Origin of the sequence: Bradyrhizobium sp. TM239, from assembly GCF_036247985.1 — a bacterium.
Lineage (GTDB): Bacteria > Pseudomonadota > Alphaproteobacteria > Rhizobiales > Xanthobacteraceae > Bradyrhizobium > Bradyrhizobium ottawaense.
On sequence record NZ_BTIR01000008.1, the window covers coordinates 240,575 to 264,083 of the forward strand.

The 23,509-nt window shown below is 65.2% G+C and carries 20 protein-coding genes; 14 read left to right on the forward strand and 6 right to left on the reverse strand.

The genetic code is table 11. From position 1 onward, the window contains the following. Nucleotide 1: 1 nt before the first annotated feature. Nucleotides 2-595: a TetR/AcrR family transcriptional regulator gene (locus AABA84_RS14855; protein ID WP_338312404.1), complete on the reverse strand. Its 594-nt coding sequence runs from the start codon at nt 593-595 to the stop codon at nt 2-4. Between the two features lie 266 nt (nt 596-861). Between AABA84_RS14855 and AABA84_RS14860 the strand changes: the two genes are divergently transcribed. Both AABA84_RS14860 and AABA84_RS14865 read left to right on the forward strand, forming a co-directional pair. Beyond that, complete coding sequence (locus AABA84_RS14860) at nt 862-2,064, forward strand: efflux RND transporter periplasmic adaptor subunit (protein WP_338309331.1); 1,203 nt, start codon at nt 862-864, stop codon at nt 2,062-2,064. 5 nt (nt 2,065-2,069) lie between these two features. Then, nucleotides 2,070-5,216 carry an efflux RND transporter permease subunit gene (locus AABA84_RS14865; RefSeq protein ID WP_338312405.1) on the forward strand — a complete coding sequence of 1,049 codons (3,147 nt, stop codon included), beginning with the start codon at nt 2,070-2,072 and terminating at the stop codon, nt 5,214-5,216. Between the two features lie 52 nt (nt 5,217-5,268). Here AABA84_RS14865 and AABA84_RS14870 read toward each other — a convergent pair whose 3' ends face one another. Beyond that, nucleotides 5,269-6,240 (reverse strand): MBL fold metallo-hydrolase, encoded by a 972-nt coding sequence (locus AABA84_RS14870; RefSeq protein WP_028144796.1) that lies wholly within the window; start codon nt 6,238-6,240, stop codon nt 5,269-5,271. A gap of 225 nt (nt 6,241-6,465) precedes the next feature. Continuing rightward, a complete protein-coding gene (locus tag AABA84_RS14875) occupies nt 6,466-7,131 on the reverse strand; it encodes a GntR family transcriptional regulator (protein ID WP_212244312.1) in 666 nt (221 codons plus the stop codon). 119 nt (nt 7,132-7,250) lie between these two features. On the opposite strand from AABA84_RS14875, the gene AABA84_RS14880 reads away from it, so the two are divergent. The 9 genes from AABA84_RS14880 to AABA84_RS14920 all read left to right on the forward strand — a co-directional run bounded on the left by AABA84_RS14880 (nt 7,251) and on the right by AABA84_RS14920 (nt 16,180). Continuing rightward, nucleotides 7,251-8,045 (forward strand): enoyl-CoA hydratase/isomerase family protein, encoded by a 795-nt coding sequence (locus AABA84_RS14880; RefSeq protein WP_212244310.1) that lies wholly within the window; start codon nt 7,251-7,253, stop codon nt 8,043-8,045. Between the two features lie 10 nt (nt 8,046-8,055). After that, nucleotides 8,056-9,315 (forward strand): CaiB/BaiF CoA transferase family protein, encoded by a 1,260-nt coding sequence (locus AABA84_RS14885; protein WP_212244306.1) that lies wholly within the window; start codon nt 8,056-8,058, stop codon nt 9,313-9,315. A gap of 55 nt (nt 9,316-9,370) precedes the next feature. Then, the gene (locus tag AABA84_RS14890; protein WP_212244305.1) at nt 9,371-10,363 is read left to right on the forward strand and encodes a Bug family tripartite tricarboxylate transporter substrate binding protein; all 993 of its coding nucleotides are present in this window, start codon (nt 9,371-9,373) and stop codon (nt 10,361-10,363) included. A gap of 228 nt (nt 10,364-10,591) precedes the next feature. Continuing rightward, complete coding sequence (locus AABA84_RS14895) at nt 10,592-11,074, forward strand: tripartite tricarboxylate transporter TctB family protein (protein WP_212244304.1); 483 nt, start codon at nt 10,592-10,594, stop codon at nt 11,072-11,074. Between the two features lie 10 nt (nt 11,075-11,084). Then, nucleotides 11,085-12,623 (forward strand): tripartite tricarboxylate transporter permease, encoded by a 1,539-nt coding sequence (locus AABA84_RS14900; RefSeq protein ID WP_212244302.1) that lies wholly within the window; start codon nt 11,085-11,087, stop codon nt 12,621-12,623. Next, complete coding sequence (locus AABA84_RS14905) at nt 12,620-13,624, forward strand: 4-hydroxythreonine-4-phosphate dehydrogenase PdxA (RefSeq protein WP_338312406.1); 1,005 nt, start codon at nt 12,620-12,622, stop codon at nt 13,622-13,624. The genes AABA84_RS14900 and AABA84_RS14905 overlap by 4 nt, the downstream gene beginning before the upstream one ends. 133 nt (nt 13,625-13,757) lie before the next feature. Then, nucleotides 13,758-13,973: a hypothetical protein gene (locus AABA84_RS14910; protein ID WP_212244299.1), complete on the forward strand. Its 216-nt coding sequence runs from the start codon at nt 13,758-13,760 to the stop codon at nt 13,971-13,973. Between the two features lie 134 nt (nt 13,974-14,107). Further along, nucleotides 14,108-15,169, forward strand: a complete 1,062-nt coding sequence (locus tag AABA84_RS14915; protein ID WP_212244298.1) for a glycosyltransferase family 4 protein — start codon at nt 14,108-14,110, stop codon at nt 15,167-15,169. 12 nt (nt 15,170-15,181) lie between these two features. Next, nucleotides 15,182-16,180, forward strand: coding sequence for a L,D-transpeptidase family protein (locus tag AABA84_RS14920; protein ID WP_338312407.1), 999 nt, complete (start codon nt 15,182-15,184; stop codon nt 16,178-16,180). Between the two features lie 37 nt (nt 16,181-16,217). Here the strand turns inward: AABA84_RS14920 and AABA84_RS14925 are convergent, their stop codons facing one another. The 3 genes from AABA84_RS14925 to AABA84_RS14935 form a co-directional block, all read right to left on the reverse strand. Further along, on the reverse strand, nt 16,218-16,634 hold the full coding sequence (locus AABA84_RS14925) for a cupin domain-containing protein (RefSeq protein ID WP_212244294.1): 417 nt from the start codon (nt 16,632-16,634) through the stop codon (nt 16,218-16,220). Between the two features lie 52 nt (nt 16,635-16,686). After that, on the reverse strand, nt 16,687-17,430 hold the full coding sequence (locus AABA84_RS14930) for an SDR family oxidoreductase (RefSeq protein ID WP_338312408.1): 744 nt from the start codon (nt 17,428-17,430) through the stop codon (nt 16,687-16,689). Nucleotides 17,431-17,796: 366 nt separating this feature from the next. After that, nucleotides 17,797-18,873, reverse strand: a complete 1,077-nt coding sequence (locus tag AABA84_RS14935) for a methyl-accepting chemotaxis protein (protein ID WP_338312409.1) — start codon at nt 18,871-18,873, stop codon at nt 17,797-17,799. 1,029 nt (nt 18,874-19,902) lie between these two features. Here AABA84_RS14935 and recJ point away from each other — a divergent pair. From recJ to AABA84_RS14950, 3 genes are all read left to right on the forward strand, one after another. Next, complete coding sequence (gene recJ / locus AABA84_RS14940) at nt 19,903-21,744, forward strand: single-stranded-DNA-specific exonuclease RecJ (RefSeq protein ID WP_212244291.1); 1,842 nt, start codon at nt 19,903-19,905, stop codon at nt 21,742-21,744. A gap of 33 nt (nt 21,745-21,777) precedes the next feature. Next, nucleotides 21,778-22,587, forward strand: coding sequence for an SDR family NAD(P)-dependent oxidoreductase (locus AABA84_RS14945; RefSeq protein ID WP_212244285.1), 810 nt, complete (start codon nt 21,778-21,780; stop codon nt 22,585-22,587). Nucleotides 22,588-22,683: 96 nt separating this feature from the next. Next, complete coding sequence (locus tag AABA84_RS14950; protein WP_212244283.1) at nt 22,684-23,481, forward strand: aldolase; 798 nt, start codon at nt 22,684-22,686, stop codon at nt 23,479-23,481. Nucleotides 23,482-23,509 lie beyond the last annotated feature (28 nt).

A 23,509-nucleotide genomic window follows, 5' to 3' on the forward strand; every position in this document is an offset into this window, starting at 1 on the left:
GTCAAGCTGAGCGGGGCGGCTCACCGGCCCGTTCGTCGGCCGCACAGAACGTCGCAATGGCAAGATCGATCCGCCGGTCCAGCGCGCGGCGATTGAGCTTGAATGCGGTGTCCGTCAGCAGCCTGAAATGATCGTGGCTGAAGACCATGCCGAACAGCATCTCGGCGACGAGGCGGAGCGGCACGCCCTCGAAACGAGGCTCCAGGCGAACGGCCTTGAGCAGCTCGACGATGTGCTCCGTGCCGGATTCGATGATGACCTCGGCGAACATGCGCCCAAGTGCAGGCGAGGCCTGGCGTTCCCCGATGATCAGGCGCTGCAGCGCGATCTCGTCCGGCGACAACGCCACGTCTGCCGCCTCCCGGAGCGTGTTTCGAAGCCGGATCACTGGTGATCCTTCCGAAGGGGCGTCTGCGTACTCAGCTTGGGGCAGGCTGCGCAGCAGCATGGCGCGGAACAGCTCGGTCTTGCTCTCGAACAATCTGTAGAGCGTTTTCTTCGACATCCCGGCGGCCCCGGCGATGTCGTCCATCGTCGTCGCGGCAAAACCCTTGCTGGTGAAGGTGTCCTTTGCCGCCGCCAGCAATTGCAACATGCGCGCGTCGGGGGCGGGGTCGACGGCCGGCTTGGTCTGCTCCGACGGCGGAGTAACGCGCCTCCGACTGCTGGATTCTCTTGCCATGGACGCACCTGCTTGAATTTGAGCTGCTTCACGACTGCTTGAATGCCGTTGCGTAGGCAGCCTAGCACTTGACTTCAGGGAAGGAAACTACCAAGTTTCCCAATGGAAACTGAATAGTTTCCAAATGTTTCCGTGCGCGGTGCCCTTCAGGGGCCGCAACTTACCCATGGATCGTCATCATGCGTCGCCCGATCGTCCGCGCTGTTCCCTTGATTGCCCTGCTGCTTGCCGCTTGCGGGGAGCAGAACCCGCAAGCGGCATTGCAGCAGATGGTGCCGGAGGTCGGCATCATGACCCTGAAACCGCAGGAAGCGAAGATCTCGACGGTCCTGCCGGGCCGCGTCGTTGCCTATCAGGTTTCCGAGGTCCGGCCGCAGGTCACGGGCATTCTGCTCAAGCGCGACTTCGTGGAAGGAGCCGAGGTCAGGGAAGGCGACCTGCTCTATGAGATCGATCCGGTGCAGTACAGAGCGGGTCTGGCGAGCGCCGAGGCCGCCGTGCAGAGGTCGGAGGCAACGCTCGTCAGCGTCAAGCTCAAGGCCGCGCGCAAGACCCAGCTTCTGCAAACCAATGCGGCGAGCCAGCAGGATGTCGACGATGCGGTCGCCGCCTACAAGCAGGGCGAGGCCGACGTGAAGGCGGCGGAGGCCAACCGCGACACCGCCGCGATCTCGCTCGACCGCACCAAGGTCACCGCCTCGATCTCGGGCCGGATCGGCAAGTCGAGCATCACGCCCGGCGCGCTGGTCACCGCCAGCCAGGCAACCGCGATGACGACGATCCAGCAGCTCGACCCTGTTTATGTCGATCTCGACCAGTCCACCTCCGAGATGGAACGCCTGCGCAACCAGATCGCCAGTGGCCAGCTCAAGCGTCCCGCCGAGGGCGTGCAGGTCGAGCTCTTGATGGAGAGCGGCAGGGCTTACGGCCACAAGGGCAAGTACGGCTTCACCGATGCCAGCGTCAACGAGAGCACCGGCTCGGTCTCATCGCGCGCGGTCTTCGCCAATCCCGAGCGGGCGCTGCTGCCCGGCATGTATGTGCGCGCCCGCGTTGTCGCCGGCGTGGACACGGCCGCGATCCTGGTGCCGCAGCGGGCGGTCTCGCGCAATCCGCTGGGGCAGGCGGTGGCGATGTTCGTCGACAAGGACGGCAAGGTCGAGCAGCGGACGCTGGAGCTCGGGGAGGACGTCGGCAGCAACTGGCTGGTGCGCTCCGGCGCCAAGGCGGGTGATCGCCTGGTTGTCGAGGGAACGCAAAAGGCCCGCCCCGGTGCGCCCGTCAAGACCGTCGAGGTCGCGATCGATCCTGCAACCGGCCTCACCGTGAATCCGACGCGGCAGGCCGATGCGCGGCCTGCCGCCGCCACAGCCGAGCAGTAACCGTCATGTCCCATTTCTTCATCAAGCGGCCGATCTTCGCCTGGGTCATCGCCATCCTGATCATGCTGGGCGGCGTGCTCGCGATCATGCGGCTGCCGATCGCGCAATATCCGCAGATCGCGCCGACCGTCGTCACGATCACGGCGACCTATCCCGGCGCCAATGCCGAGACCGCGGAGAACTCGGTGACCAAGGTCATCGAGCAGAACATGACCGGTCTCGACTATCTGCAATACATGTCGTCGTCGAGCACTTCGACGGGCCAAGTGCAGATCTCGCTGACCTTCACCAACGAGGCCGATGCCGACATCGCCCAGGTGCAGGTGCAGAACAAGCTGCAGCTTGCAACACCGCTGCTGCCGCAGGTCGTGCAGCAGCAGGGCATCAAGGTCGTGAAGTCCTCGGCGAGCTTCTTGATGGTGCTCGGCTTCGTCTCCGAGGACGGCCGGCTTGCCGCCAGCGACATCGCCGACTACGTGGCCTCTTCGGTCAACGATCCGATCAGCCGCGTCGCCGGCGTCGGACAGGTGACGTTGTTCGGCGCCGAATACGCCATGCGCATCTGGCTCGATCCCGACAAGCTGGCCAAATACAATCTGATGCCCGGCGACGTGACCGCGGCGATCCAGACCCAGAATACCCAGGTGACCGCCGGCCAGCTCGGCGGCCTGCCGTCCGTCGGCGGCCAGCAGCTCAATGCCACCATCACCTCGCAGAGCCGCCTGCAGACGGTCGAGCAGTTCAAGGACATCATCCTGCGCACGGCCACGACCGGTCAGACGGTCCGCATCGGCGACGTCGCGCGGGTCGAGCTCGGTTCGAAGTCCTATGATTCCGCGGCGCGCTACAACGGCAAGCCGGCCGCGGGCATGGGCATCAGCCTTGCGACCGGCGCCAATGCGGTCGCGACCTCGGAAGCGGTGAAGGCGCGTGTTGCCCAGCTCAGCGCCACGATGCCGGAGGGGCTCCGCGTCGTCTACCCCTACGACACCACGCCCTTCGTCAAGCTGTCGATCGAGAAGGTGATCCACACGCTGTTCGAGGCGATCGCGCTGGTCTTCGTCGTGATGTTCGTGTTCCTGCAAAGCTGGCGCGCCACCCTCATTCCGACCATCGCCGTGCCGGTGGTGCTGCTCGGGACCTTCGGCGTGCTCTCGCTCGCGGGCTATTCCATCAACACCTTGACGATGTTCGCGATGGTGCTGGCGATCGGCCTGTTGGTCGACGATGCCATCGTCGTGGTCGAGAACGTCGAACGCGTGATGGCCGAGGAGCAGCTCGGGCCGCGCGAGGCGACCGAGAAGTCGATGCGCGAGATCACCGGCGCGCTGGTCGGGATCGGCGTCGTGCTCTCGGCCGTGTTCATCCCGATGGCGTTCTTCAACGGCTCGGTCGGAATCATCTACCGGCAGTTCGCGCTCACCATCGTCACGGCGATGCTGCTGTCGGTGCTGGTGGCGCTGATCCTGACGCCAGCGCTGTGCGTCACGATCCTGAAGCCGCCGCAACACCATGGTGCGCAACGCGGCTTCTTCGGCCTGTTCAACCGCGGCTTCGACCGCATGGCCGACGGCTATCAGCGCACCGCGGGCGCCGCGATCAGGCGCGTCGCCGGGGCGATGATCGCCTTCGCGGCGATCGTCGCCGCCATGGTCGTGCTGTTCCAGCGGCTGCCGAGCTCGTTCCTGCCCGAAGAGGACCAGGGCACGATCATGACCCTGATCCAGCTGCCGGTCGGCGCGACTTCGACTCGCACGCTCGACGTGATCAAGCAGGTCGAGCATCAATATCTCGACAACGAGAAGGACGCCGTGGACGGCGTGTTCGCGGTCAGCGGCTTCAGCTTCGCCGGCCAGGGGCAGAACGTCGGCCTTGCCTTCGTCAGCTTGAAGCCGTTCGACGAGCGCAAGAGTCCTGCGGCCTCGGCGCAGGCCGTGGCCGGCCGTGCCATGGGGGCTTTCATGAAGATCCGCGACGCCATGGTGTTCGCAGTGCTGCCGCCGTCGATCCCCGGCTTCGGCAATGCCGGCGGCTTCGATGTCTATCTCCAGGACACCGGCGGGCAGGGCCACGAGGCGCTGATCCAGGCGCGCAACCAGCTGCTCGGGCAGCTTGCGGCGGACAAGCGCGTGGCGCAGGCCCGGCCGAACGGTCAGGACGACACGCCGCAATTCAACCTCGACGTCGATCAGGCCAAGGCCACCGCGCTCGGCGTCAACCTCAGCGATCTCAACACCACATTGTCGGCGGCCTGGGGCGGCGCCTATGTCAACGACTTCATCGACCGCGGCCGCGTCAAGCAGGTCTATGTGCAGAGCGATGCGCCGTTCCGCATGGATACCAGCGACATCGGCCGCTGGTATGTGCGCAACGCCTCCGGCTCGATGGTGCCGTTCTCGGCGGTCGCTACCGATCGCTGGAGCTTTGGCTCGCCGCGCCTCGAGCGCTACAACGGCGTTGCCGCCGTCGAGCTGCAGGGGCAAGCGGGGCCGGGCATCAGCTCGGGCGTCGCCATGCAGGCGGTGGAGGAGCAGATGGCCAGGCTGCCCAAGGGCTATGGCCACGAATGGACCGGATTGTCGTTCCAGGAGCGGCTCACCGGCAGCCAGACGCTGTATCTCTATTCGATCTCGCTGCTGATCGTCTTCCTGAGCCTTGCGGCACTCTACGAGAGCTGGTCCGTCCCGTTCGCGGTGATGCTGACGGTGCCGATCGGCGTGCTCGGCGCGCTGCTCGCGGCGACGCTGTTCAGTCAGGCCAACGACGTCTATTTCCAGGTCGGCCTTTTGACCACGATCGGTCTTGCCTCGAAGAACGCGATCCTGATCGTCGAATTCGCGCTGGAGCAGATCGCAGCCGGCCGGAGCCTCGTCGATGCCACCCTGCACGCGGCGCGTCAGCGTCTGCGTCCGATCCTGATGACGTCGCTCGCCTTCATCCTCGGCGTGCTGCCGCTGGCGGTGGCGACCGGCGCGGGCTCGGCCAGCCAGAACGCGGTCGGCATCGGCGTCGCCGGCGGCATGATCGCGGCAACCGTGCTCGGCATCTTCTTCGTGCCCGCACTGTTCGTGCTCGTGAAGCGGATATTCCCGGGCGGCCGGACGGATGCCGCCGCCTCGGAGGCCGGCGCTGTTGCGGAGCCTGCGGAATAGGGCACGTCGACGGTCCGGACGGCACGCGCCGCCCGGACCTGATCTCGAGAACCTACAGCGTCATCTGCATCGGTTCGGGATAATAGTGGAAGCCTTCACCGGCCTTGGCGACATGGCCGTAGCCCGGCCAGGCGAAGTGATAGGACATCACCGGGGTCTTGTTGGCCGCAAGCATCGTCAGCAGTTTGACGCGCGATTCCGCGGCCTGCTTCGGATCGGTGTCGTAGGAGAATTCCATGCGCGGCCGCTCGAGCAGCAGCACGGAATGGTGCGAGAGGTCGCCGAGGAAGGCGAAGGACTTGCCGGCCGACGACACCAAGAAGATGGTGTGGCCGACGGTGTGACCGGGCGCGGAGATCGCCTGGACCCCCGGCAGGAATTCCTGGCCGTCCTTGAAGAACACGATCCGGTCGCGGACCGGCAGCAGGTTCTTGCGGGCGTGAACGACGAAGTCCTTGGCCGGGCTGCCGAGCTTGCCTTCGTCGGTCCAGAAGTCGAAATCGGTCTGCGAGATGTAGATCTGCGCGTTCGGAAACAGCGGCTTGCCGCCTTCGTCGACGATGCCTCCGATATGGTCGATATGGGCATGCGAGCACACGACGGCATCGATGTCCCCCGGCTTGATGCCGGCCTCGGTCATGCTCTTCTGTTGCCGGCCGGTGCTGGCGCCGAACATCTTCGATGAGCCCATGCCGGTATCGAACAGGATGAGCTTGTCGCCGGTGTTCACGATCGGCGAGTTCTGTTCGAGCACGACGTTGTCCGGCGACAGGAAATTGTCCGCCAGCATCTTCTTCACCTCTTCTTTGGGAACGCCGGTGAAGGTTCCGGAGGGATCGCCGAGCGGCAGCGGCCCGTCGGACACGACGGTGACCTCGGCATCGCCGAGAACGAAGCGGTGCCAGTAGGGCGTCTGGGTGCCGAGCTTGGGAGCCCGCGCCATCGCGCTGGTGCCGAGCATGGCGCTGGCACCAAGGCCCGCTCCGAGCGCGAGTAGGGATCGACGGGACACATCGATTGTCATGCGTTTCCTCCGCTTTTGTCTTTTGTTTTGCGCGATTGTTCGCGCGTTGGGACCGGCCTGATCGGCCACGCGGCCGCAGGTCGGCAGAGAAGTATGCTGCTCCGGCCGCGACAAGCTAGCAAGTGGAATTAGTGCGCAGATTCACGCGGAGCGTGAACGAGCTGCCGGACGGGAAGGCCACGTGTGGACGCGCTCTCCGCTGGTCAGGACAACGCGAATTGCGCCTTACGCAATTCTCAGCGTGAGATCGTTCCCTTCCGTCTCGGCAAAGCCCGCCTGCAACACCTCTTCACGCTTGTGGCGGAGATGCGCGCGCAAAATGTGGGAGAGGCCGACGCCGTCGCGGCGCTGGAGCGCGTTCAGGATGGCGTCATGCTCCTTCACGGCGAGCGCCCAGCGCTGCGGCGTCATCGGCGTGACGTAGCGCGCGCGCCGGATGCGCGCTGTCACTGATGTGTAGAGCCCCGCGAGCACGGGATTTCCGGCTGCGGTGACGATGGCCTCGTGGATGGCGCGATTGCCGCGGTAGTACTGGATCAGATCGCCATCGCGATAATGCAGCACCATGGCCGCATGCGCGGCGGCGATCTCGTCGATCTCGGCGTCCGTGATGCGTTCGCAGGCGAGCTCGCCGGCAAGGGCCTCCAGGCCCTGGCAGACCTCGAACAGGTCGCGCATGTCCCTGTCGGTCAGTTTTGCCGCGCGCGAGCCGCGATGCGGCAGCAGTTGCACGAGGCCTTCGGCGGCCAGCACCTTGAGTGCCTCGCGCAGCGGCGTGCGTGAGATCTCCAGCCGTTCACACAGCTCGCGCTCGGGAATCCGCGCGCCCGGCGGGATTTCGCCGTCGAGCAGGATCGCGCGGATGCGGCCAACGACGTCCTCGTGAAGCATGGGGACCAGCGCTCCAATTTGAATGCAAAACTGGGATAAGCGATCGGTATTTAGAAGTTCCAGCTTGCTAATCGCAGATTTTGCATTCAAAAATGCAAAAAACAAGAGGATATGAGGAAATGGACCTGGCGGTAGGGGCAGACGACCTCGTTTTTGAATGCAACGACGGTATCGGGCGGATCACCTTCAACCGTCCGCAGGCCCGCAACGCCTTCACTTTCGCCATGTACGAGCGGCTCGCTGCGATCTGCGAGGAGGCCAACGGCGATCATGCGATCAAGGTGCTGGTGTTGCGCGGAGCCGGCGACAAGGCCTTTGCGTCCGGCACCGACATCAACCAGTTCCGCGAGTTCAAGACGCCGCAGGATGCGATCGACTACGAGAACCGCATCGATCGGGTGCTGACCACGCTCGAACAGTGCCGCGTGCCGACCATCGCGGCGATCAACGGCTTTTGCACCGGCGGCGGCGCCGGCATCGCCGCGGCCTGCGACCTCCGCATCGGCACGGCAAGTGCGAAGATCGGTTTTCCCATTGCCCGAACACTTGGCAATTGCCTGTCGATGTCCAATGTCAGCCGTCTCACCGCGCTGATTGGCGCCGCGCGCGTCAAGGACCTGATCTTCACCGCTCGCCTCGTCGACGCCGCGGAGGCTGCCAGCGTTGGGCTGCTCGGCGAAGTGGTCGAGGACATTGCCGCGCTGGAAAAGCGCGCCGACGAGGTCGCCCGGCTCGTCGCCAGTCATGCGCCGCTGACGCTGAACGCGACCAAGCAGGCGGTGGCCCGCCTGCAACGGCGGCTGACGCAGGACGAAGGCGAGGACCTCATCCTGATGTGCTACACGAGCCAGGATTTTCGCGAAGGGCTCGATGCTTTCCTCAGCAAGCGCGCCCCGCAGTGGCGCGGTCAATAGGACAGGCCCGATGCAAAGCGATCGATCGCAATCCAACTCTCGCCGTTCGGGACCGCTTGCCGGCCTCAAGGTCGTCGACCTCACCCATGTCATGGCCGGGCCGACTTGCACCCTGATGCTCGCCGACATGGGTGCCGATGTCATCAAGATCGAGAAATCGCCCAACGGCGACGACACCCGTCATTCGGTGCCGCCGAAGATCGGCGAGGAGGCGGCCTCCTTCTTGATGATGAACCGCAACAAGCGCGGCATCGTGCTGGATCTGAAGACCGAGGGCGGCAAGCAGGTGCTGCGGCGGCTGATCGCTGATGCCGACGTGCTGGTCGAGAACTTTGCGCCGGGCGCGATGGAGCGCCTCGGCTTCGGCTACGAGGCGCTGCACCAGCAATTCCCGGCGCTGATCTATTGCTCGCTGTCGGGCTTCGGCCGCACCGGTCCCTACAAACACCGCCGCGGTTTCGACCTCGTCGCCCAGGCCATGAGCGGCATCATGAGCTTTACCGGCGAACGCCCGGATGGGCCGCCGGTCAAATGCGGGCCGCCACTGTCCGACATCACCGCCGGCCTGCTCGCGAGCATGGGCATCCTCGCAGCCTATACACATCGCCTCAAGACCGGAGAGGGGCAGTGGGTCGAGACCTCGCTCTATGAGGCCGCCCTGGTGCAAACCTATTGGCAATCGACCATCGCACTCGCCGCCGGCACGGCGCCGCGTGCGATGGGGTCGGCCCATCCGCTCAACGCGCCGTACCAGGCGTTCGAAGCTTCCGACGGCTGGCTCGTGGTCGGCGGCGCCAACAAGAAGCACTGGCTCTTGATGCTGGAAGCTCTTGGCGCCGGCGAACTCGCCGCCGATCCGCGCTTCGTCACCGGGGCCGACCGCATGGCCAATCTGAAAGTGCTCGAAGCGGTCCTGAGCGAGCGCTTCAGGACCCAGTCGCGAGCGCATTGGCTCGCGGCACTGGACGAGAAGGGCGTGCCGTGCGGACCGGTGCATGACATGCTGGAGGCGCTCAGGGATCCCCAGACGCTGGCGCGCGAGATGGTCGTCGAAGTCGAGCATTCCACGCTCGGCCCGGTGAAGACGATCGGTCTTCCCGTCAAGTTTTCAGAGACCCCAGGCAAAGTCCTCTCGGGCGCGCCGGTCTATGGTGAGCATACGGGCGAGGTGCTGGCCGAGTACGGCTTCGACCAGAAGCAGATCGAAGCGCTCGAAAAAGAAGGCGCAATCGTCTTAGGCGCAGGAAGACGCGAGGAACGCGTCGCCTGACCGGACGTCGATACGACAGACAACAACAAAAGACAAAAGCCAGCTGGAGGAAATCATGGGTCGGACGTCGATACTTCTGCTCTCCGCAGCCGCGACCATGCTCGCCGGCACGATGCCGGCGCTCAGTGCCTGGCAACCGCAAAAGCCGATCGAGTTCGTCGCCACCGCCGGGCCCGGCGGCGGGACCGACAATCTCGCGCGCGCGGTGCAGAACATCATCACCAAGCACAAGCTGACGGAGCAGCCGATCGTCGTCGTCAACAAGGGCGGCGGCAGCGGCGCGGAAGGCTATGTCTATGGCAAGGCCTCCGCCGGCGATCCCTACAAGGTGATCTTCGGCACCTCGAACGCCTGGCAGCAGCCGCTCGTCTCCAAGGTCGCCTTCAACTACACCGATCTCACGCCCGTAGCGGCGATGGCGCAGGACGAGTTCCTGCTGTGGGTGAAGCAGGACGCGCCCTACAAGACGGCGGGTGACTATCTGAAGGCGGCCGGATCGGGCGAGTTCAAGATGGGCGGCGCCCAGTCGAAGGACACCGACGAGGTGCTGACGCGCATGATCGAGAAGGCCGGCAAGGTCAAGCTGACCTATATCCCCTTCAAGAGCGGCGCGGAGACCGCCGTGCAACTCGCCGGCGGACATCTCGATTCCCACGTCAACAATCCCAGCGAAAGCCTCGGCCAATGGCGCGGCGGCACGCAGCGGCCGCTCTGCGTTTTCAGCCCGAAGCGGCTGCCGCAGGGCGCCAAGGTCACCGCGACCGAAGGCTGGGGCGATGTTCCGACCTGCGTCGAGCAAGGGCTCGACATCAAGCAATATGAGCAGCCACGCACCGTGTGGCTGCCCGGCAAGGTCACGCCGGACCAGGCCGCGTTCTATGTCGACCTCATGAAGAAGGTGCAGGCGACGCCGGAGTGGAAGGACTACATCGAGAAGACGTCCCAGGTCGACACCTTCCTGACCGGCGCCGAGTTCGACAAGTTCATCAAGGAGGATCTCGAGCACGTCAAGCAGGTGGCGGGCGAGCAGGGCTGGCTGGTGAAGTGAGGCGGGGCGTGCATCAAACTCCGCTGTCGTCCCTGCGAACGCAGGGACCCATACCGCGTGATCCATCGAGGTGTGCTGGCCGTCGTACCGAAATGGATTTGACCTCGAGTCTTCGTCAAATTCCTCCCTGGGGTTATGGGTCCCTGCGTTCGCAGGGACGGCACCGAGCGCCGGGGAAGGATGCGTGGCTACAGCGGGCAATTGCCCGACGTCAGAGCGGAGTCCCCCATGATCTCGCGCCGCGCGCTTGAACTTGCGACCGCCGTCCTCACCGGCGGCTTTGGTGTGGCCGTCGTCGTCTCGAGCCTCGACAACGGCATCGGCTGGTCGAGCGCGGGCGTCGAGGCCGGCACGTTTCCGTTCCTGACCGGCATCGTCATCGTGCTCGGCAGCCTCTACAACCTGGCGCGGGGCGTGCTGCCGGTTGCGTCCCTGGCAAACGTTCCCATTGCGATCACGCCGATCGAGCTGCGCCGGCTTGCCGGCCTGTTCGTGCCCGCCGCGGTTTTCGTCGCCGCAATCCCGCTCGCCGGGATGTACGTCGCCTCGGCGCTGTATGTCTTCGCGGTGCTGGCGATCCCCAGGCATCAATCGGTGCCGCGCGCGCTGGGGATGGCGGCAGCGACAGCGCTCGCGCTCTACGTCGTGTTCGAGCGCATGTTCCAGGTGAGCTTGCCGCACGGCGCGCTCGCAGCCGCCTTCGGGTTCTGACGGAGGGCCGATGGACAATCTCGGGGAACTCCTCCACGGCTTCAGCATCGCGGTCACCGTGCCGCACCTGGTGCTAATGGTCGTCGGCGTGCTGCTCGGCATTCTCGTCGGCGTGCTGCCCGGGCTGGGCGCGCCAAATGGCGTGTCGCTGCTCCTGCCGCTGACCTTCGGCATGCAGCCGGTGTCGGCGATCATTCTGCTCTCCAGCATGTATTGGGGGGCGCTATTCGGCGGCTCGGTCACCTCGATTCTGTTCAACATTCCCGGCGAGCCGTCGTCGGTTGCGACCACCTTCGACGGCTATCCGATGGCGCGCGACGGAAGGCCGACCACGGCGCTCGCCACCGCCTTCGGCTCGGCCGCCTTCGGTGCGCTGGTCGGCGTCATCCTGATCACTTTCCTCGCGTCCTGGGTGGCGCAGGTCGCGCTCGCCTTCGGGCCGGCGGAATACTTTGCCGTCTATTTCCTGGCCTTCGCCAGCTTTGTCGGCATGGGCGGCGCCGCGCCGATCAAGACGGTCGTGGCGCTCGCGATCGGCTTTTCGATCGCCGCGATCGGCATCGACACCGTCTCCGGCAGTGTCCGCCTCACCATGGGCGTTGATGAACTCGTCAAGGGCGTGAGCTTCGTGGTCGCGGTGATGGGCCTGTTCGGTATCGGCGAGCTGCTGGTCGCGGTCGAAGAGGAATTCCATGCCCGCGCGGTGTCCTCGAAGATCGACTGGCGCGAGGTGTTTCGCGCGGTCGGACGGCTGCCGCGGCATGGCGTTGCCTTGCTGCGCAGCGCCGCAATCGGCTGCTGGATGGGGATCACCCCGGGCGGGCCGACCGCGGCGTCCTTCATGAGCTATGGCATCGCCCGCCGCTTCTCGCGCCGGGGCCGCTATTTCGGCACCGGAGAGGTCGAAGGCATCATCTCGCCGGAGACGGCTGACCATGCCGCCGGCACCAGCGCGCTGCTGCCGATGCTCTCGCTCGGCATACCCGGCTCGGCGACCGCGGCCGTCATGATGGGCGGGCTGATGATCTGGGGCCTCAATCCGGGGCCGATGCTGTTCGTCGACCAGAAGGACTTTGTCTGGGGCCTGATCGCCTCGATGTATGTCGGCAACATCGTCGCCGTCGCCTTGGTGCTGTTGACCGTCCCGGTGTTTGCCGCCTTGATGCGGATTCCCTTCGTCGTCATCGCCCCGCTGATCGTGATCATCTGCGTCGTCGGCGCCTATTCGGTCTCGAATTCCTATCTCGACGTCGTCATGATGCTGGGCTTCGGCATCGTCGGCTATCTCTTCAAGAAGCTGTTCTATCCCTTGGCCCCGCTGGTGCTCGCGATCGTTATCGGCGACAAGGCCGAGGATGCGTTCCGGCAGTCGATGCTGATGTCGAAGGGGTCGCTCGGGATCTTCTTTGCGAACAAGCTGGTGACGTGCCTGATCATGGCCGGCATCGCGCTGCTGCTGCTCCCGCTTGTGCTGCAGCTCGCACGCCTCTGGCGCAAGCCCGCATCCCCCGCGACCGAAACGACCGCCCAGGAGAAGGTGATCATATGACCGCAAAGCCGCTGATTGCATTGGCCATGGGAGATCCCGCCGGCATCAGCCCGGAGCTGACGGCCAAGCTGGTGGCGCAGGACGACATCCGCGCGAAAAGCCGGCTCGTCGTGATCGGTGACCGCCGCATCTTCGAGGAGGGCGCGCGCATTGCCGGCGTCAGGCCGGCGCTGGAGACGGTGGATCAGGGGGCCGATCTTCGCGCGGCGGGGGGCGAGGCGCTGTTCGTCGATCTCGGCCATCTCGATCCCAGGGACGTCGAGCCGAAGACCGCGACCCTTGCCGGCGGAAAATTTGCGCTGGCGAACTACAAGCACGCGCTCGAGCTCGGCCGCGACGGCCGCGTCGAGGCGATCTGCTTCACTCCCTTCAACAAGCAGGCGATGCGGCTTGCCCGCGCCGAGTACGACGACGAGATCGCGTTTTCGGCCGAAGTGGTCGGCCTCAAGACCGCGGCGAGCGAGTTCAACGTCCTGGACCGGCTGTGGAACGCGCGAGTCACCTCCCATATTCCGCTGAGGGACGTTGCTGCAAAGTTGTCCAGCGAACGCATCCATCGTGCGCTCCAGCTGACCGATGCCTGCATGCGCAACGCCGGCTTCGCGCGGCCGCGCATCGCCGTGGCCGGTCTCAATCCGCACGCGGGCGACGGCGGAAATTTCGGCCGCGAGGAGATCGATATCATCGCGCCCGTGGTCGCGGCCGGCCAGCGCGAGGGCATCGCCGCGGAGGGACCGTTTCCCGCCGACACCGTCTTCCTGCGCGCCAAGGCCGGCGCGTTCGATGCCGTGCTGACGATGTATCACGACCAGGGCCAGATCGCGATGAAGCTGATGGGCTTCGACCGTGGCGTCACCTTGCTCGGCGGCTTTCCATTCCCGATCTGCACGCCAGCGCACGGCACGGCTTACGACATTGCCGGGCAAGGCGTCGCGTCGATCGGAGCCAGCCGGGCCGCGTTGCTCCTCGCCGCGGAGATGGCCACGCGGCGCGCCGCCTGATTTGCACGCAGCAGGAGCAAACGCTTGCTGAACTCGCCTTGCGGGCAGCATTAGACTTTCGGGAAAAACTGGAAACTTCCGCCGTCGCGACGAGTTGGCGTCCCATGAACATCTTCACGTCGGAGCTGGGAACATGGTCGACGACGGTCCGCTACGAACAGCGGTCGATACCGCATGGTGCGTGTACCGCGCGCGGCATCGCGATATCGATGCTGCGGATGGCCGTCGCTGCCTGCTCGAGCGCCATCTGCGAGGGAGACGGGAAGCACGAGAGAGCGACGGCGACGCCCAGGAACTCACGGGTTTCGGGCTTGCCTATCTCGAGCGGCTTTCCGATGACTCATGTTGATGTCGCTTGAGAGGCTTCTGTGCCGCCTGGCGCGCGCGAGCGCCAGACCGGCTTGGACGTTGCTCGCGATTTCGAACCTCCTGTCCGCAGCCATCGTGCTGATCTTCCGATTAGCGATATAGCGGCGGGCTATCATGCGCATCGCTCAGCTTGCTCCCCTGGCCGAAAGCGTCCCTCCGAAGCTCTATGGCGGCACCGAGCGGGTAGTCGCCTGGCTGGTCGATGAGCTCGTCAAGCTTGGACACGACGTCACGCTATTTGCCAGTGGCGACTCCCGAACGACCGGCAAGCTTCACTCGGTATGGCCACGCGCGCTGCGACTCGGCCGAAAGGGCGCGGATCCCGGGGCGGCCAGCGCGATGCTGCTGGAAGCGATCGCGAAGCGGGCGAGGGAATTCGACGTGATCCACGCGCATGTCGACTGGCTCCCACTGCCGCTGCTCACTCGCCTTGGCGTGCCGTTCCTCACGACCATGCACGGCCGCCTCGACTTGCCGGGGTTACCGGACGTGATCCGGCAATTCCCCGAGGCAAGCTTCGTGTCGATTTCCGATCGCCAGCGCTTGCCGCTTCCCGATGCGAAATGGATCGGAACGATTCAGCACGGATTGCCGTCGGAGCTGTTGCGCCCCTCCTGTGAGGAGGGATCCTATCTGGCTTTTCTTGGTCGTCTGACCGCCGAGAAGGGGCCGGAGGACGCTATCCGGATCGCGCACGCGGCCCGGATGCCCCTCCGCATCGCCGCGAAGATCCCACGCGCCGAGACCGCCTACTTCAGGAAACACCTCGAGCCTCGGATCGACGGCGAGAAGATCCAGCTTATCGGTGAAGTCGATGACATCAAAAAGCAGGCCTTCCTCAGCCAGGCGGCCGCGCTTTTGTTTCCGATCGACTGGCCGGAACCTTTCGGGCTGGTCATGATCGAGGCGATGGCCTGCGGCACGCCCGTGATCGCGTACCGTTCCGGCTCCGTCCCTGAGGTGATCGAGCACGGTGTGACCGGTTTCATCGTCGAGAACGAGGAGCAGGCGGTCAAGGCCGTCGACGAACTGGACAAGCTGGATCGAAGGAAGGTGCGTGCCCGCTTCGAGGAACGCTTCACCGCACGCCGAATGGCGCGGCAGTATGAACAACGGTATCGCGAGCTGGTTGCCGCTGCAGCCCCAGGGTTCAACGCGCAACCGCAGGAAACCTGAAAGGAGGCGGCGATGTCCCTGACGAAAACGGGGCAGATTTGCATCTTGCTTGTCTTTGCCCTGGCGGCCTCGCCAGCGTTTGCTGCCGAGATGACGGCGGATGCGGTCAATTCCGCGCAGCCAACGAAAAAGAGCCTTTCGAAGGAGAAGCCGACCCCGGCGGGCGTGCGCTTGCAGGTCCTCCTGGATCGGGCGCACTTCTCGCTAGGCGAGATCGACGGCAAGTTCGGAGAGAATGCCAGGAAAGCGCTGCGGGCCTATGCGGAAGCGCAGCAATTGCCGAGTTCCGATACCCTATCGGACGATGTTTGGAAGGCGCTGCAAAAGGATGACCGGCCGGCGACCGCGACCTACACCATCGCCCAGCAGGACGTGGCGGGTCCTTTCCTGACCAGGCTCCCGTCGAAGATGGAAGACATGAAGGACATCCCGAAGCTCGGCTACACCAGCCCGCGCGAAGCACTGGCCGAGAAATTTCACATGAGCGAGCAACTCCTGGAGATGCTCAACCCCGGGCGCCATTTCGACCGGGCCGGCGAGATTATCGTCGTGGTGAACATTGGCAACGAGGGCAATGATGCACCTGCTAAGGCCGACAGGGTCGAGGTCGACAAGGTCAGGCAGACGGTAAAGCTGTTCGATAAATCAAATGTCATGATCGGATTCTATCCCGCGACGGTCGGAAGCGAAGACAAGCCTTCGCCTTCGGGTACGCTCAAAGTCACGGAAATCAGCCGCAATCCGTACTATCGCTATAATCCCGATTATCACTTCAAGGGCGTCCGTTCCCGCTCGCCCTTCAAGATCAGGCCTGGCCCGAACAATCCGGTCGGCACTGTCTGGATCAACCTGTCGGCTGAAGGCTACGGCATTCACGGCACGCCTTGGCCGGGCAAGATCTCCAAGGCGGAATCTCACGGCTGCGTACGCCTCACCAATTGGGACGCCGAACGCGTCGCGGCGAGCCTGTCGAAGGGCACGCCAGTCGTTTTCGTCGAGGGTCCCAATTGACGCTGGTGGCAATCGCCAGCCGCCTGCCGGTCTGGCGCTACTTCGCAAGAGGCGTCGTCAGCTCCTTGTCGGCCGTATCCACCACGAACACGGCCAGTAGTTTCGCCGGCTCGGTATCGCTGGCGTTGGCGCTGACGGCGTGGCGATCGCCAGGCCGTTCGGCAAAATTCTCTCCCTTGTGAAAGACCTTGGCGGGGCCGTCATTGACCTGACTGCGGATCGAGCCTTCCAGGACGGTGGCATAGATGAAGGCGGAGGGCGCGTGGATGTGGGCCGGCGAGGAGCCTCCGGGACCGTACTCGACCAGCACGCCCTTCATGCTCTTGCCGGGGACATTGGGCAGGGCCTGGTCGAATACGATTGTGACCTTGGCCGATGGTGCTGCCGTCTCGGCCGCATCGACCGTCAGGACAGACGCGGCGTAAACCGCCGTTGCGATCAACAATCTGCGCATGGGATTTCCTTCATTACCGTTTCTGTGTTGATTGCAGGACTAGCGGGCCCCCTCAGAGGCGCGCGAGCCATGTTGCGAGCGACGTCTTCCCGAGCCGCGCCTCGCCGAGCGGGTTCAGCGATGTGTCCTGAATGGGAGCGCCGTAATATTGCGCTTTTGGGTCGCCGACCACCGTACGGCTGTCGCCGGAGGCTTTCAGACGGCGCGCGACGAACTCATTGAAGGGAGCCTTCTCGGGGCCTGCGATGTCGATGGTGCCGTTCAGCGGCCGCCCCGACGCGATCTCTGCGAGGCAATCGACCACGTCGTCGGCCGCGATCGGCTGAAACAGCGCCGATGGAACGACGATCTTGTCGCCGGCCGCCCCGGCGTCGCCAATGGCGCCGAGGAATTCGAAGAATTGCGTGGCGCGGATGATGGAGTAGGGGACGGAGGAGGCCTTGACGATGGTCTCCTGGGCGAGCTTGGCACGGAAATAGGCGATGTCGGGCGAACGATCGGTCCCCACGATCGATAGCGCGACGTGATGCTTGACGGCTGCGGCGGCCTCGGTCGCGGCGAGATTTCGGCTCGAACGCTCGAAGAATTCGAGCACGGCGGCGGGCTCCCAGGACGGCGCGTTGGCCACATCGACGACAACTTCCGCGCCCGCCAGCGCCGCAGCGAGGCCTTCCCCGGTCACGGCGTTCACGCCTGATTTCGGCGAGGCCGCTACCGCGTCATGGCCCTGCTGTTTGAGCTTCGCCACGAGCTTGGATCCGATCAATCCGGTTCCGCCGATCACGACGATCTTCATGGCATGTCTCCTTGGCATGTAACGAGCGCGAGATGATCAATGCCGGTGCGAACCCGCGCGCTCACGTCGATCAACGTGATGCGAGCGACTCTATTCGATCAAGGACGCGGGTCTCTTGCCTGTAACGGGCGCGGCTTGCCGGAAACTGCTTCAGAAGCCGGGGTGCGATGTCACAAAACCGCGAAGGGTCGTTCCCTCATGCCGCAAACACAATCTGCGATGCTCGCAGATTGCCAGTGTTTTGCCCGACGTGTCAAAATTTTCGAGGGAACAAGGACCAAGCCCAGCTGGAAAACACCAATGGAAGCAACCGTCTGGCTACTGTGCATGGGGTTGTTTTCGCATTTTTTGAATCGGCCTGCCGCCTCACGCCCCGCAGACGATCACGCCGTACCAGCCGAGCCCGCGATAGGTCTCATAGCCCGGCGTGGCATGGAAGGCGACCAGCGCGCCCGAGCGGTCGTGGTAGAAGCCCGAGCGTTGGCCATTCAGTGAGATCGAGATGCGCTCGCTGAGAATGCCCTGGCCGTCGGACGCCGCGATGACGCGGAAATTCGAATCGACCAGCAGAACGCGGGCCTTGTCGCTGTCGCCGACACGCACGCCCTGCACGATGGCGCGGGCCTGCGCCTCCCAATCGAAATGGATGGCGAGCACGCCGATCGGGGCGCCGTGGGCCTGACCGCCGGCGCGGACGCTGGCGCAATAGGTCGCCACCTGCGCATTGCCGAGCAGCGGCTGGTTCTCGACGTCGCCGGCGACGTAGTCGTCACCGGAGCGCAAGGTTCGCGCCTCGCGAAACCATTTGGTGTGGGCGACGTTCTGGCCGACGACGCGAAAGCGATCGGCGCGGCCGTTGGCGATGACGTTGCCGTCGAGGTCGCAGAGCCAGAGATCGAGATAGACGGTGTAGGCGCCGAGGATCACGCCCAGGCGCTGCGAGGCGTGGGACACCGCTGCGGGAGTGGACGAGGCCGCGCAATCGACCACGGCGGAGTCCGTCGCCCACCAGCGGACGTCGCAGGTGCGCTCATAGAGGTTGCGGTCGATCAGCTCGATGGCGTTGAGCGACAGGTCGACCATGCGCTCGCCGCGCGAGCGCTGGCTCATGCGGTCGATGGAGGCGACGAGATCGCCGGTGCGCTTCGTCAGCTGGCTTTCGAGCTCGCGTGCAATGGTCTCGACCTGCTGGCCGACGCCGCGCACCTCCTGCGCCACCACCGCAAAGCCCGCGCCTTGCGCGCCGGCGCGGGAGCTCTCGATCAGCGCGTTCAGCGCCAGCATCTTCATCTGGTTGGTGATCTGCTGGATCGACTTGGTCTTGTCGACCGCGATCTGGTTGACCTCTGCGGTCAGGCGGTTGATCAGCGCGGAGATGTCGGAATCATCGTCGGCGGGTTCGGTGGCGATCGGCTTGGCTTTCAGACCCAGCGCAGCAGACATCGGGGGACTTCCCTTGGCAATGAGGTCTGATCTGCAATGAACCCGGAACAATCGCTTACAGATCGAATACGATTCTTTTTCGAAGATTCCGCCTAACGCCTGCTTAATTTGCTGCTCGCCGGAATGCCTAAAAGGTAGTCACTCCGGGCTGCCGGGGGCTCCCCCGCCGCCTTGTGCGGCCCGGACCCGAGTTTCTGGTGGAATGCCGCCGGCCGGCCCGGCGGCCCGTAAGATCAGTGTTGGGGAAGGCAGACAACGGCGAGCTCGTGGACCAGCTCGACTGACCCTGGCAGCGGCCAGACCGTCCCATGCCCACAATAATCGATCGCGGCTTGCCATTGCGCGTCCGTCGGTGCGGTGAAGTTGTAGCCGGTCGCTTGCTCGAACAGCCCGAATTCATCCGCCGCTGATCGAACAGGATCGAGGCGTCGGCGCCAACGTAGCCCGCGATGATGATGGCGAACGCGGCAACCAGCCGAGCGCCGCAATGCATAGCGCGATTGGTGATAACAGCCTCGGCGCCAACCAGGCGACATCGCCGATGAGTGGAGCAGTCGCGGCGCATGCCATCGCAACCACGACGGCCAGCACCGCAACGAGTGCTGCGATACAGTCCCGCCGCTGCAAGGTCATTCGGAGCATCGCCGCTGAACGACTTCCGGGCAACGTCATAGCCGTCGATGGAGTACATCGGTGCAAACAGGGCCTGGCCACGCGCAATGATGTTGAGACCGAGCGCTGCCCAGAACGGTGTTGCGAACCGCGAGACTGTGTCCCTTGCGACGCTGGCGTTCAACACCTGGGCCTGCACGATTGCCTCTGCTGATGTTGAGCGATGACGTCGAGGGACAACAACGCGTTCCAGGGGCCAAAATGTGAGGCTTTTCAGCAGATGTCGTGCAGTACGGGGGTGGAATTTGGTTTGGCGTTCCACGGAAAAGGGTCGTGGCTCCGCTGTGCAAAACCGCTCGGCCGAGGCATCGAGCGATTGCTCAATGTGCTACCCTCGTCGTACGGACTGAATACATCATGGCTCCTCCCGCATCCGCCCTCCCGGTCGAAGCGCCCCAGGCGTTTCTCGGCGTCGCGCGTTCGCTGACCGACAAGCTCTGGCGCGACCGGCTGGATGCCCGCGGGGCGGCCCAGGCGCTCGCCATCGTGCAGCGGCACCAGCTTCCCGAGCTGCTGGCGCGGGTGCTGGCCGGCCGCGGCGTCGATATCGACGCGGTGCCTGACTTTCTAGATCCGACCATCCGCAAGCTCATGCCGGACCCGTTCACGGTGACGGAGATGGAGGCGGCCGCCAAGCGGGTCGCTGACGCGGCGGCGAAGGGCGAGAAGGTCGCGATCTTCGGCGACTACGACGTCGACGGCGCGACCTCGGCGGCGCTGCTCGCCTGGCACCTGCGCCATTGCGGGCTCGATCCATTGATCCACATTCCCGACCGCATTTTCGAGGGCTATGGCCCGAATGTGGAAGCCGTTCGCGGGTTGGCGGCCAAGGGCGCCACGCTGCTCGTCACCGTCGATTGCGGCACCACCAGCATCGAGCCGCTGGCGGAAGCCAAGCGGCTCGGCATGTCCGTGGTCGTGATCGACCATCACCAGGCCGGGACCGAGCTGCCGGAGGTCGACGCGCTGGTCAATCCGAACCGGCTCGACGATCTCTCCGGCCTTGGCCATCTCGCCGCGGTCGGTCTCGTGCTGGTCACACTGGTCGCGGTCAATCGCGAGCTGCGCCAGCGCGGTTTCTGGACGAGCGAGATGCCGGAGCCGGATCTGCTCGGCATGCTGCATCACGTCGCGCTCGGCACCGTCGCCGACGTCGCGCCGCTGATCGGTCTCAACCGTGCCTTCGTCGCCAAGGGGCTGATCGCGATGCGGCGCCGCGACCATGTCGGCCATACCGCGTTGATGGACGTGGCGCGGCTCAACGGCCCGCCGGAGGCCTGGCATCTCGGCTTCATGCTGGGGCCGCGCATCAATGCCGGCGGCCGCATCGGCCGCGCCGATCTCGGCGTGCGGCTATTGCTGGAAGGCGACAGCGTCGAGGCGGCGCGGATCGCGGCCGAGCTCGATCGCCTCAACAGCGAGCGACGCGTCATCGAGCAAGCCGCCGAAGCGCAGGCCGAAGCCGAGGCGCTGGCCTCGATCGGGCTGGAGGACAAGCTCGGCGTCATCGTCACGGCGTCCGAAGGCTGGCACCCCGGCGTCGTCGGCCTCGTTGCCTCCCGACTGAAGGAAAAGTTCTCGCGGCCCGCTTTCGCCATTGCCCTCGAGCCCGGCGGCATCGGTACCGGATCGGGCCGCTCGATCGCGGGCGTCGATATCGGCAAGGCCGTGCGGCAGGCGGTCACTGATGGCATTCTGCTCAAGGGCGGCGGGCACGCGATGGCCGCAGGCGTGACGCTCCGGAAAGAGAAGCTCGCCGAATTCCGCGCCTATCTCGAGAACGCGCTGGCGCAGGACGTCGCCGAGGCGCGGCACGTCAACGAGCTCTATATCGACGGCGCCGTCTCCGCGCGCGCCGTGACGACGGAGCTTGCGGCTACACTGAACCGCGCCGGTCCGTTCGGCGGCGGCAATCCGGAAGCCGTGCTGGCGCTGCCGGCACACCAGCTGGTCTTTGCCGACGAGGTCGGGCAGGCCCATTTGAGGCTGCGCTTCAAGTCGGGCGACGGCGCCATCGTCAACGGCATCGCGTTCCGATCGGTCGGCCAGAAGCTCGGCAACGCGCTGCTCGCCAACCGCGGCCAGCAACTGCATGTCGCAGGCTCGCTCTCGGTCGATCGCTACCAGGGCGTCGAACGGGTGCAATTCCGCGTCATCGACGTCGCGCTACCGGACCAGGGGCCATCCGTGATCAGATGATAACGGCCTCAAACAACAAAAAAGGGAGTGAACATGGCAGGGCAGGTTGAGGGCAAGGTCGCGCTGGTGACCGGCGGCGCCTCCGGTATCGGCGAGGCCATCGTCGAGCTGTTCGCGCGCGAGGGCGCGACCGTCGTCATCGCCGACATCGATGAGCTGCGCGGGCCCGAGCTCGCCAAGCGCGTGACAAAAGCCGGCGGCAAGGCGATCTTCCTGGAGCAGGACGTCACCAGCGAGGAGCGATGGGGGGACATCGTTGCCGAAATCGCCAAGCGCTACGGCAGGCTCGATATTCTCGTCTCCAATGCCGGCATCGGCATCGCCGTGCCATCGATCGTCGACATGACGCTCGCCGACTGGCGCAAGCAGAACGCGATCAATCTCGACGGCGTGTTTCTCTCGGTCAAGCATTGCCTGCCGCTGATGCGCAAGCATGGCGGCGGCTCGATCGTCATGATGTCCTCGCTCGCGGGTCTGCGCGGCGCGCCGGGCCTGTCGGCCTATTCGGCGACCAAGGGCGGCGTGCGGCTGTTCGCCAAATCGATCGCGATGGAATGCGCGGCGGCCGGCGACGGCATCCGGGTCAATTCCGTGCATCCCGGCATCATCGATACCCCGATCTGGGGCAAGATCCCGACCGGTGCGACCGGCGCCGGCCAGAACGCGCCGATCGATCCCGAGGAACGCGCCAAGGTCGTCACGCCGCTCGCCCGCGCGGGGCAGGCGGCGGAGATCGCTTCAGGCGTGCTCTATCTGGCCTCCGATGCCTCGCGCTACGTCACCGGCAGCGAGCTCGTCATCGACGGCGGCATGAATGCCGGCGGCGTGCCGCGGCGGGCCTGAGCCGCGCAGGGCAGGGTGGCGGTCGCAGGGGCTGACGCGCAGGCGCAGCCCCTGTACAACGCCGGGACCTTCCGACCGACAGAGGTGTCCTTCGCCATGGCGCACAGCCTTCACGCTTCCTCACCCGCGTCAGCGCCATTCCGCTCGAACCGGCCGGACCTCGCCACCGATGCGATCCGCACCGCGCGCGAGGATCTCGCGGCCTGCTTCCGCATGGCGGCGCGCAACGGTTTTGAGGAAGGCATCTGCAACCACTTCTCCGCCGTCGTGCCCGGCCATGACGATCTGTTTCTCGTCAATCCCTATGGCTATGCCTTTCGCGAGATCACCGCCTCAAAGCTGCTGATCTGCGATTTCCACGGCAACGTGCTCGACGGCGAGGGCGTGCCGGAGGCGACCGCGTTCTACATCCATGCCGAGATGCACAAGCGTCTGCCGCGCGCCAGGGTCGCGTTCCATACCCACATGCCCTATGCGACGGCGCTGTCGATGACCGAAGGCGATCCCTTGATCTGGGCCGGCCAGACCGCGCTGAAATTCTACGGCCGCACCGCGGTCGATCGCGACTACAACGGCCTTGCGCTCGACAATCGCGAGGGTGCGCGCATCGCCTCCGCCGTCGGCGATGCCGACATCGTCTTCATGAAGCATCACGGCGTGATGGTGCTGGCACCCACCATCGCGGAAGCCTGGGACGATCTCTATTACCTCGAACGCGCCGCCGAGGTGCAGGTGCTGGCGATGTCGACGGGACGGAACGTGCTGCCGGTCGATCCCGCGATTGCGGCCGAGACCTACCGGCAGATGCGTGAAGGCGATTCCGAATCCGCGCGGCTGCATCTGGCCGCGATCCGCAGGCAGCTCGATGCGGAGGAGCCGCAATACCGGCACTGAGGCTGGCTGTCATTCCCTGGCGCGCCAC

What these genes read in the sequence shown, in the direction of transcription:
- AABA84_RS14910 (WP_212244299.1), top strand. Translation starts at nt 13,758, where the DNA reads ATGGTCGACGACGGTCCGCTACGAACAGCGGTCGATACCGCATGGTGC.
- AABA84_RS14880 (WP_212244310.1), top strand. Translation starts at nt 7,251, where the DNA reads ATGGACCTGGCGGTAGGGGCAGACGACCTCGTTTTTGAATGCAACGAC.
- AABA84_RS14925 (WP_212244294.1), bottom strand. Translation starts at nt 16,634, where the DNA reads ATGCGCAGATTGTTGATCGCAACGGCGGTTTACGCCGCGTCTGTCCTG.
- AABA84_RS14945 (WP_212244285.1), top strand. Translation starts at nt 21,778, where the DNA reads ATGGCAGGGCAGGTTGAGGGCAAGGTCGCGCTGGTGACCGGCGGCGCC.
- AABA84_RS14930 (WP_338312408.1), bottom strand. Translation starts at nt 17,430, where the DNA reads ATGAAGATCGTCGTGATCGGCGGAACCGGATTGATCGGATCCAAGCTC.
- AABA84_RS14875 (WP_212244312.1), bottom strand. Translation starts at nt 7,131, where the DNA reads ATGCTTCACGAGGACGTCGTTGGCCGCATCCGCGCGATCCTGCTCGAC.
- AABA84_RS14895 (WP_212244304.1), top strand. Translation starts at nt 10,592, where the DNA reads ATGATCTCGCGCCGCGCGCTTGAACTTGCGACCGCCGTCCTCACCGGC.
- AABA84_RS14950 (WP_212244283.1), top strand. Translation starts at nt 22,684, where the DNA reads ATGGCGCACAGCCTTCACGCTTCCTCACCCGCGTCAGCGCCATTCCGC.
- AABA84_RS14860 (WP_338309331.1), top strand. Translation starts at nt 862, where the DNA reads ATGCGTCGCCCGATCGTCCGCGCTGTTCCCTTGATTGCCCTGCTGCTT.
- AABA84_RS14900 (WP_212244302.1), top strand. Translation starts at nt 11,085, where the DNA reads ATGGACAATCTCGGGGAACTCCTCCACGGCTTCAGCATCGCGGTCACC.
- AABA84_RS14855 (WP_338312404.1), bottom strand. Translation starts at nt 595, where the DNA reads ATGTTGCAATTGCTGGCGGCGGCAAAGGACACCTTCACCAGCAAGGGT.
- AABA84_RS14865 (WP_338312405.1), top strand. Translation starts at nt 2,070, where the DNA reads ATGTCCCATTTCTTCATCAAGCGGCCGATCTTCGCCTGGGTCATCGCC.
- recJ (WP_212244291.1), top strand. Translation starts at nt 19,903, where the DNA reads ATGGCTCCTCCCGCATCCGCCCTCCCGGTCGAAGCGCCCCAGGCGTTT.
- AABA84_RS14905 (WP_338312406.1), top strand. Translation starts at nt 12,620, where the DNA reads ATGACCGCAAAGCCGCTGATTGCATTGGCCATGGGAGATCCCGCCGGC.
- AABA84_RS14890 (WP_212244305.1), top strand. Translation starts at nt 9,371, where the DNA reads ATGGGTCGGACGTCGATACTTCTGCTCTCCGCAGCCGCGACCATGCTC.
- AABA84_RS14870 (WP_028144796.1), bottom strand. Translation starts at nt 6,240, where the DNA reads ATGACAATCGATGTGTCCCGTCGATCCCTACTCGCGCTCGGAGCGGGC.
- AABA84_RS14935 (WP_338312409.1), bottom strand. Translation starts at nt 18,873, where the DNA reads ATGTCTGCTGCGCTGGGTCTGAAAGCCAAGCCGATCGCCACCGAACCC.
- AABA84_RS14920 (WP_338312407.1), top strand. Translation starts at nt 15,182, where the DNA reads ATGTCCCTGACGAAAACGGGGCAGATTTGCATCTTGCTTGTCTTTGCC.
- AABA84_RS14915 (WP_212244298.1), top strand. Translation starts at nt 14,108, where the DNA reads ATGCGCATCGCTCAGCTTGCTCCCCTGGCCGAAAGCGTCCCTCCGAAG.
- AABA84_RS14885 (WP_212244306.1), top strand. Translation starts at nt 8,056, where the DNA reads ATGCAAAGCGATCGATCGCAATCCAACTCTCGCCGTTCGGGACCGCTT.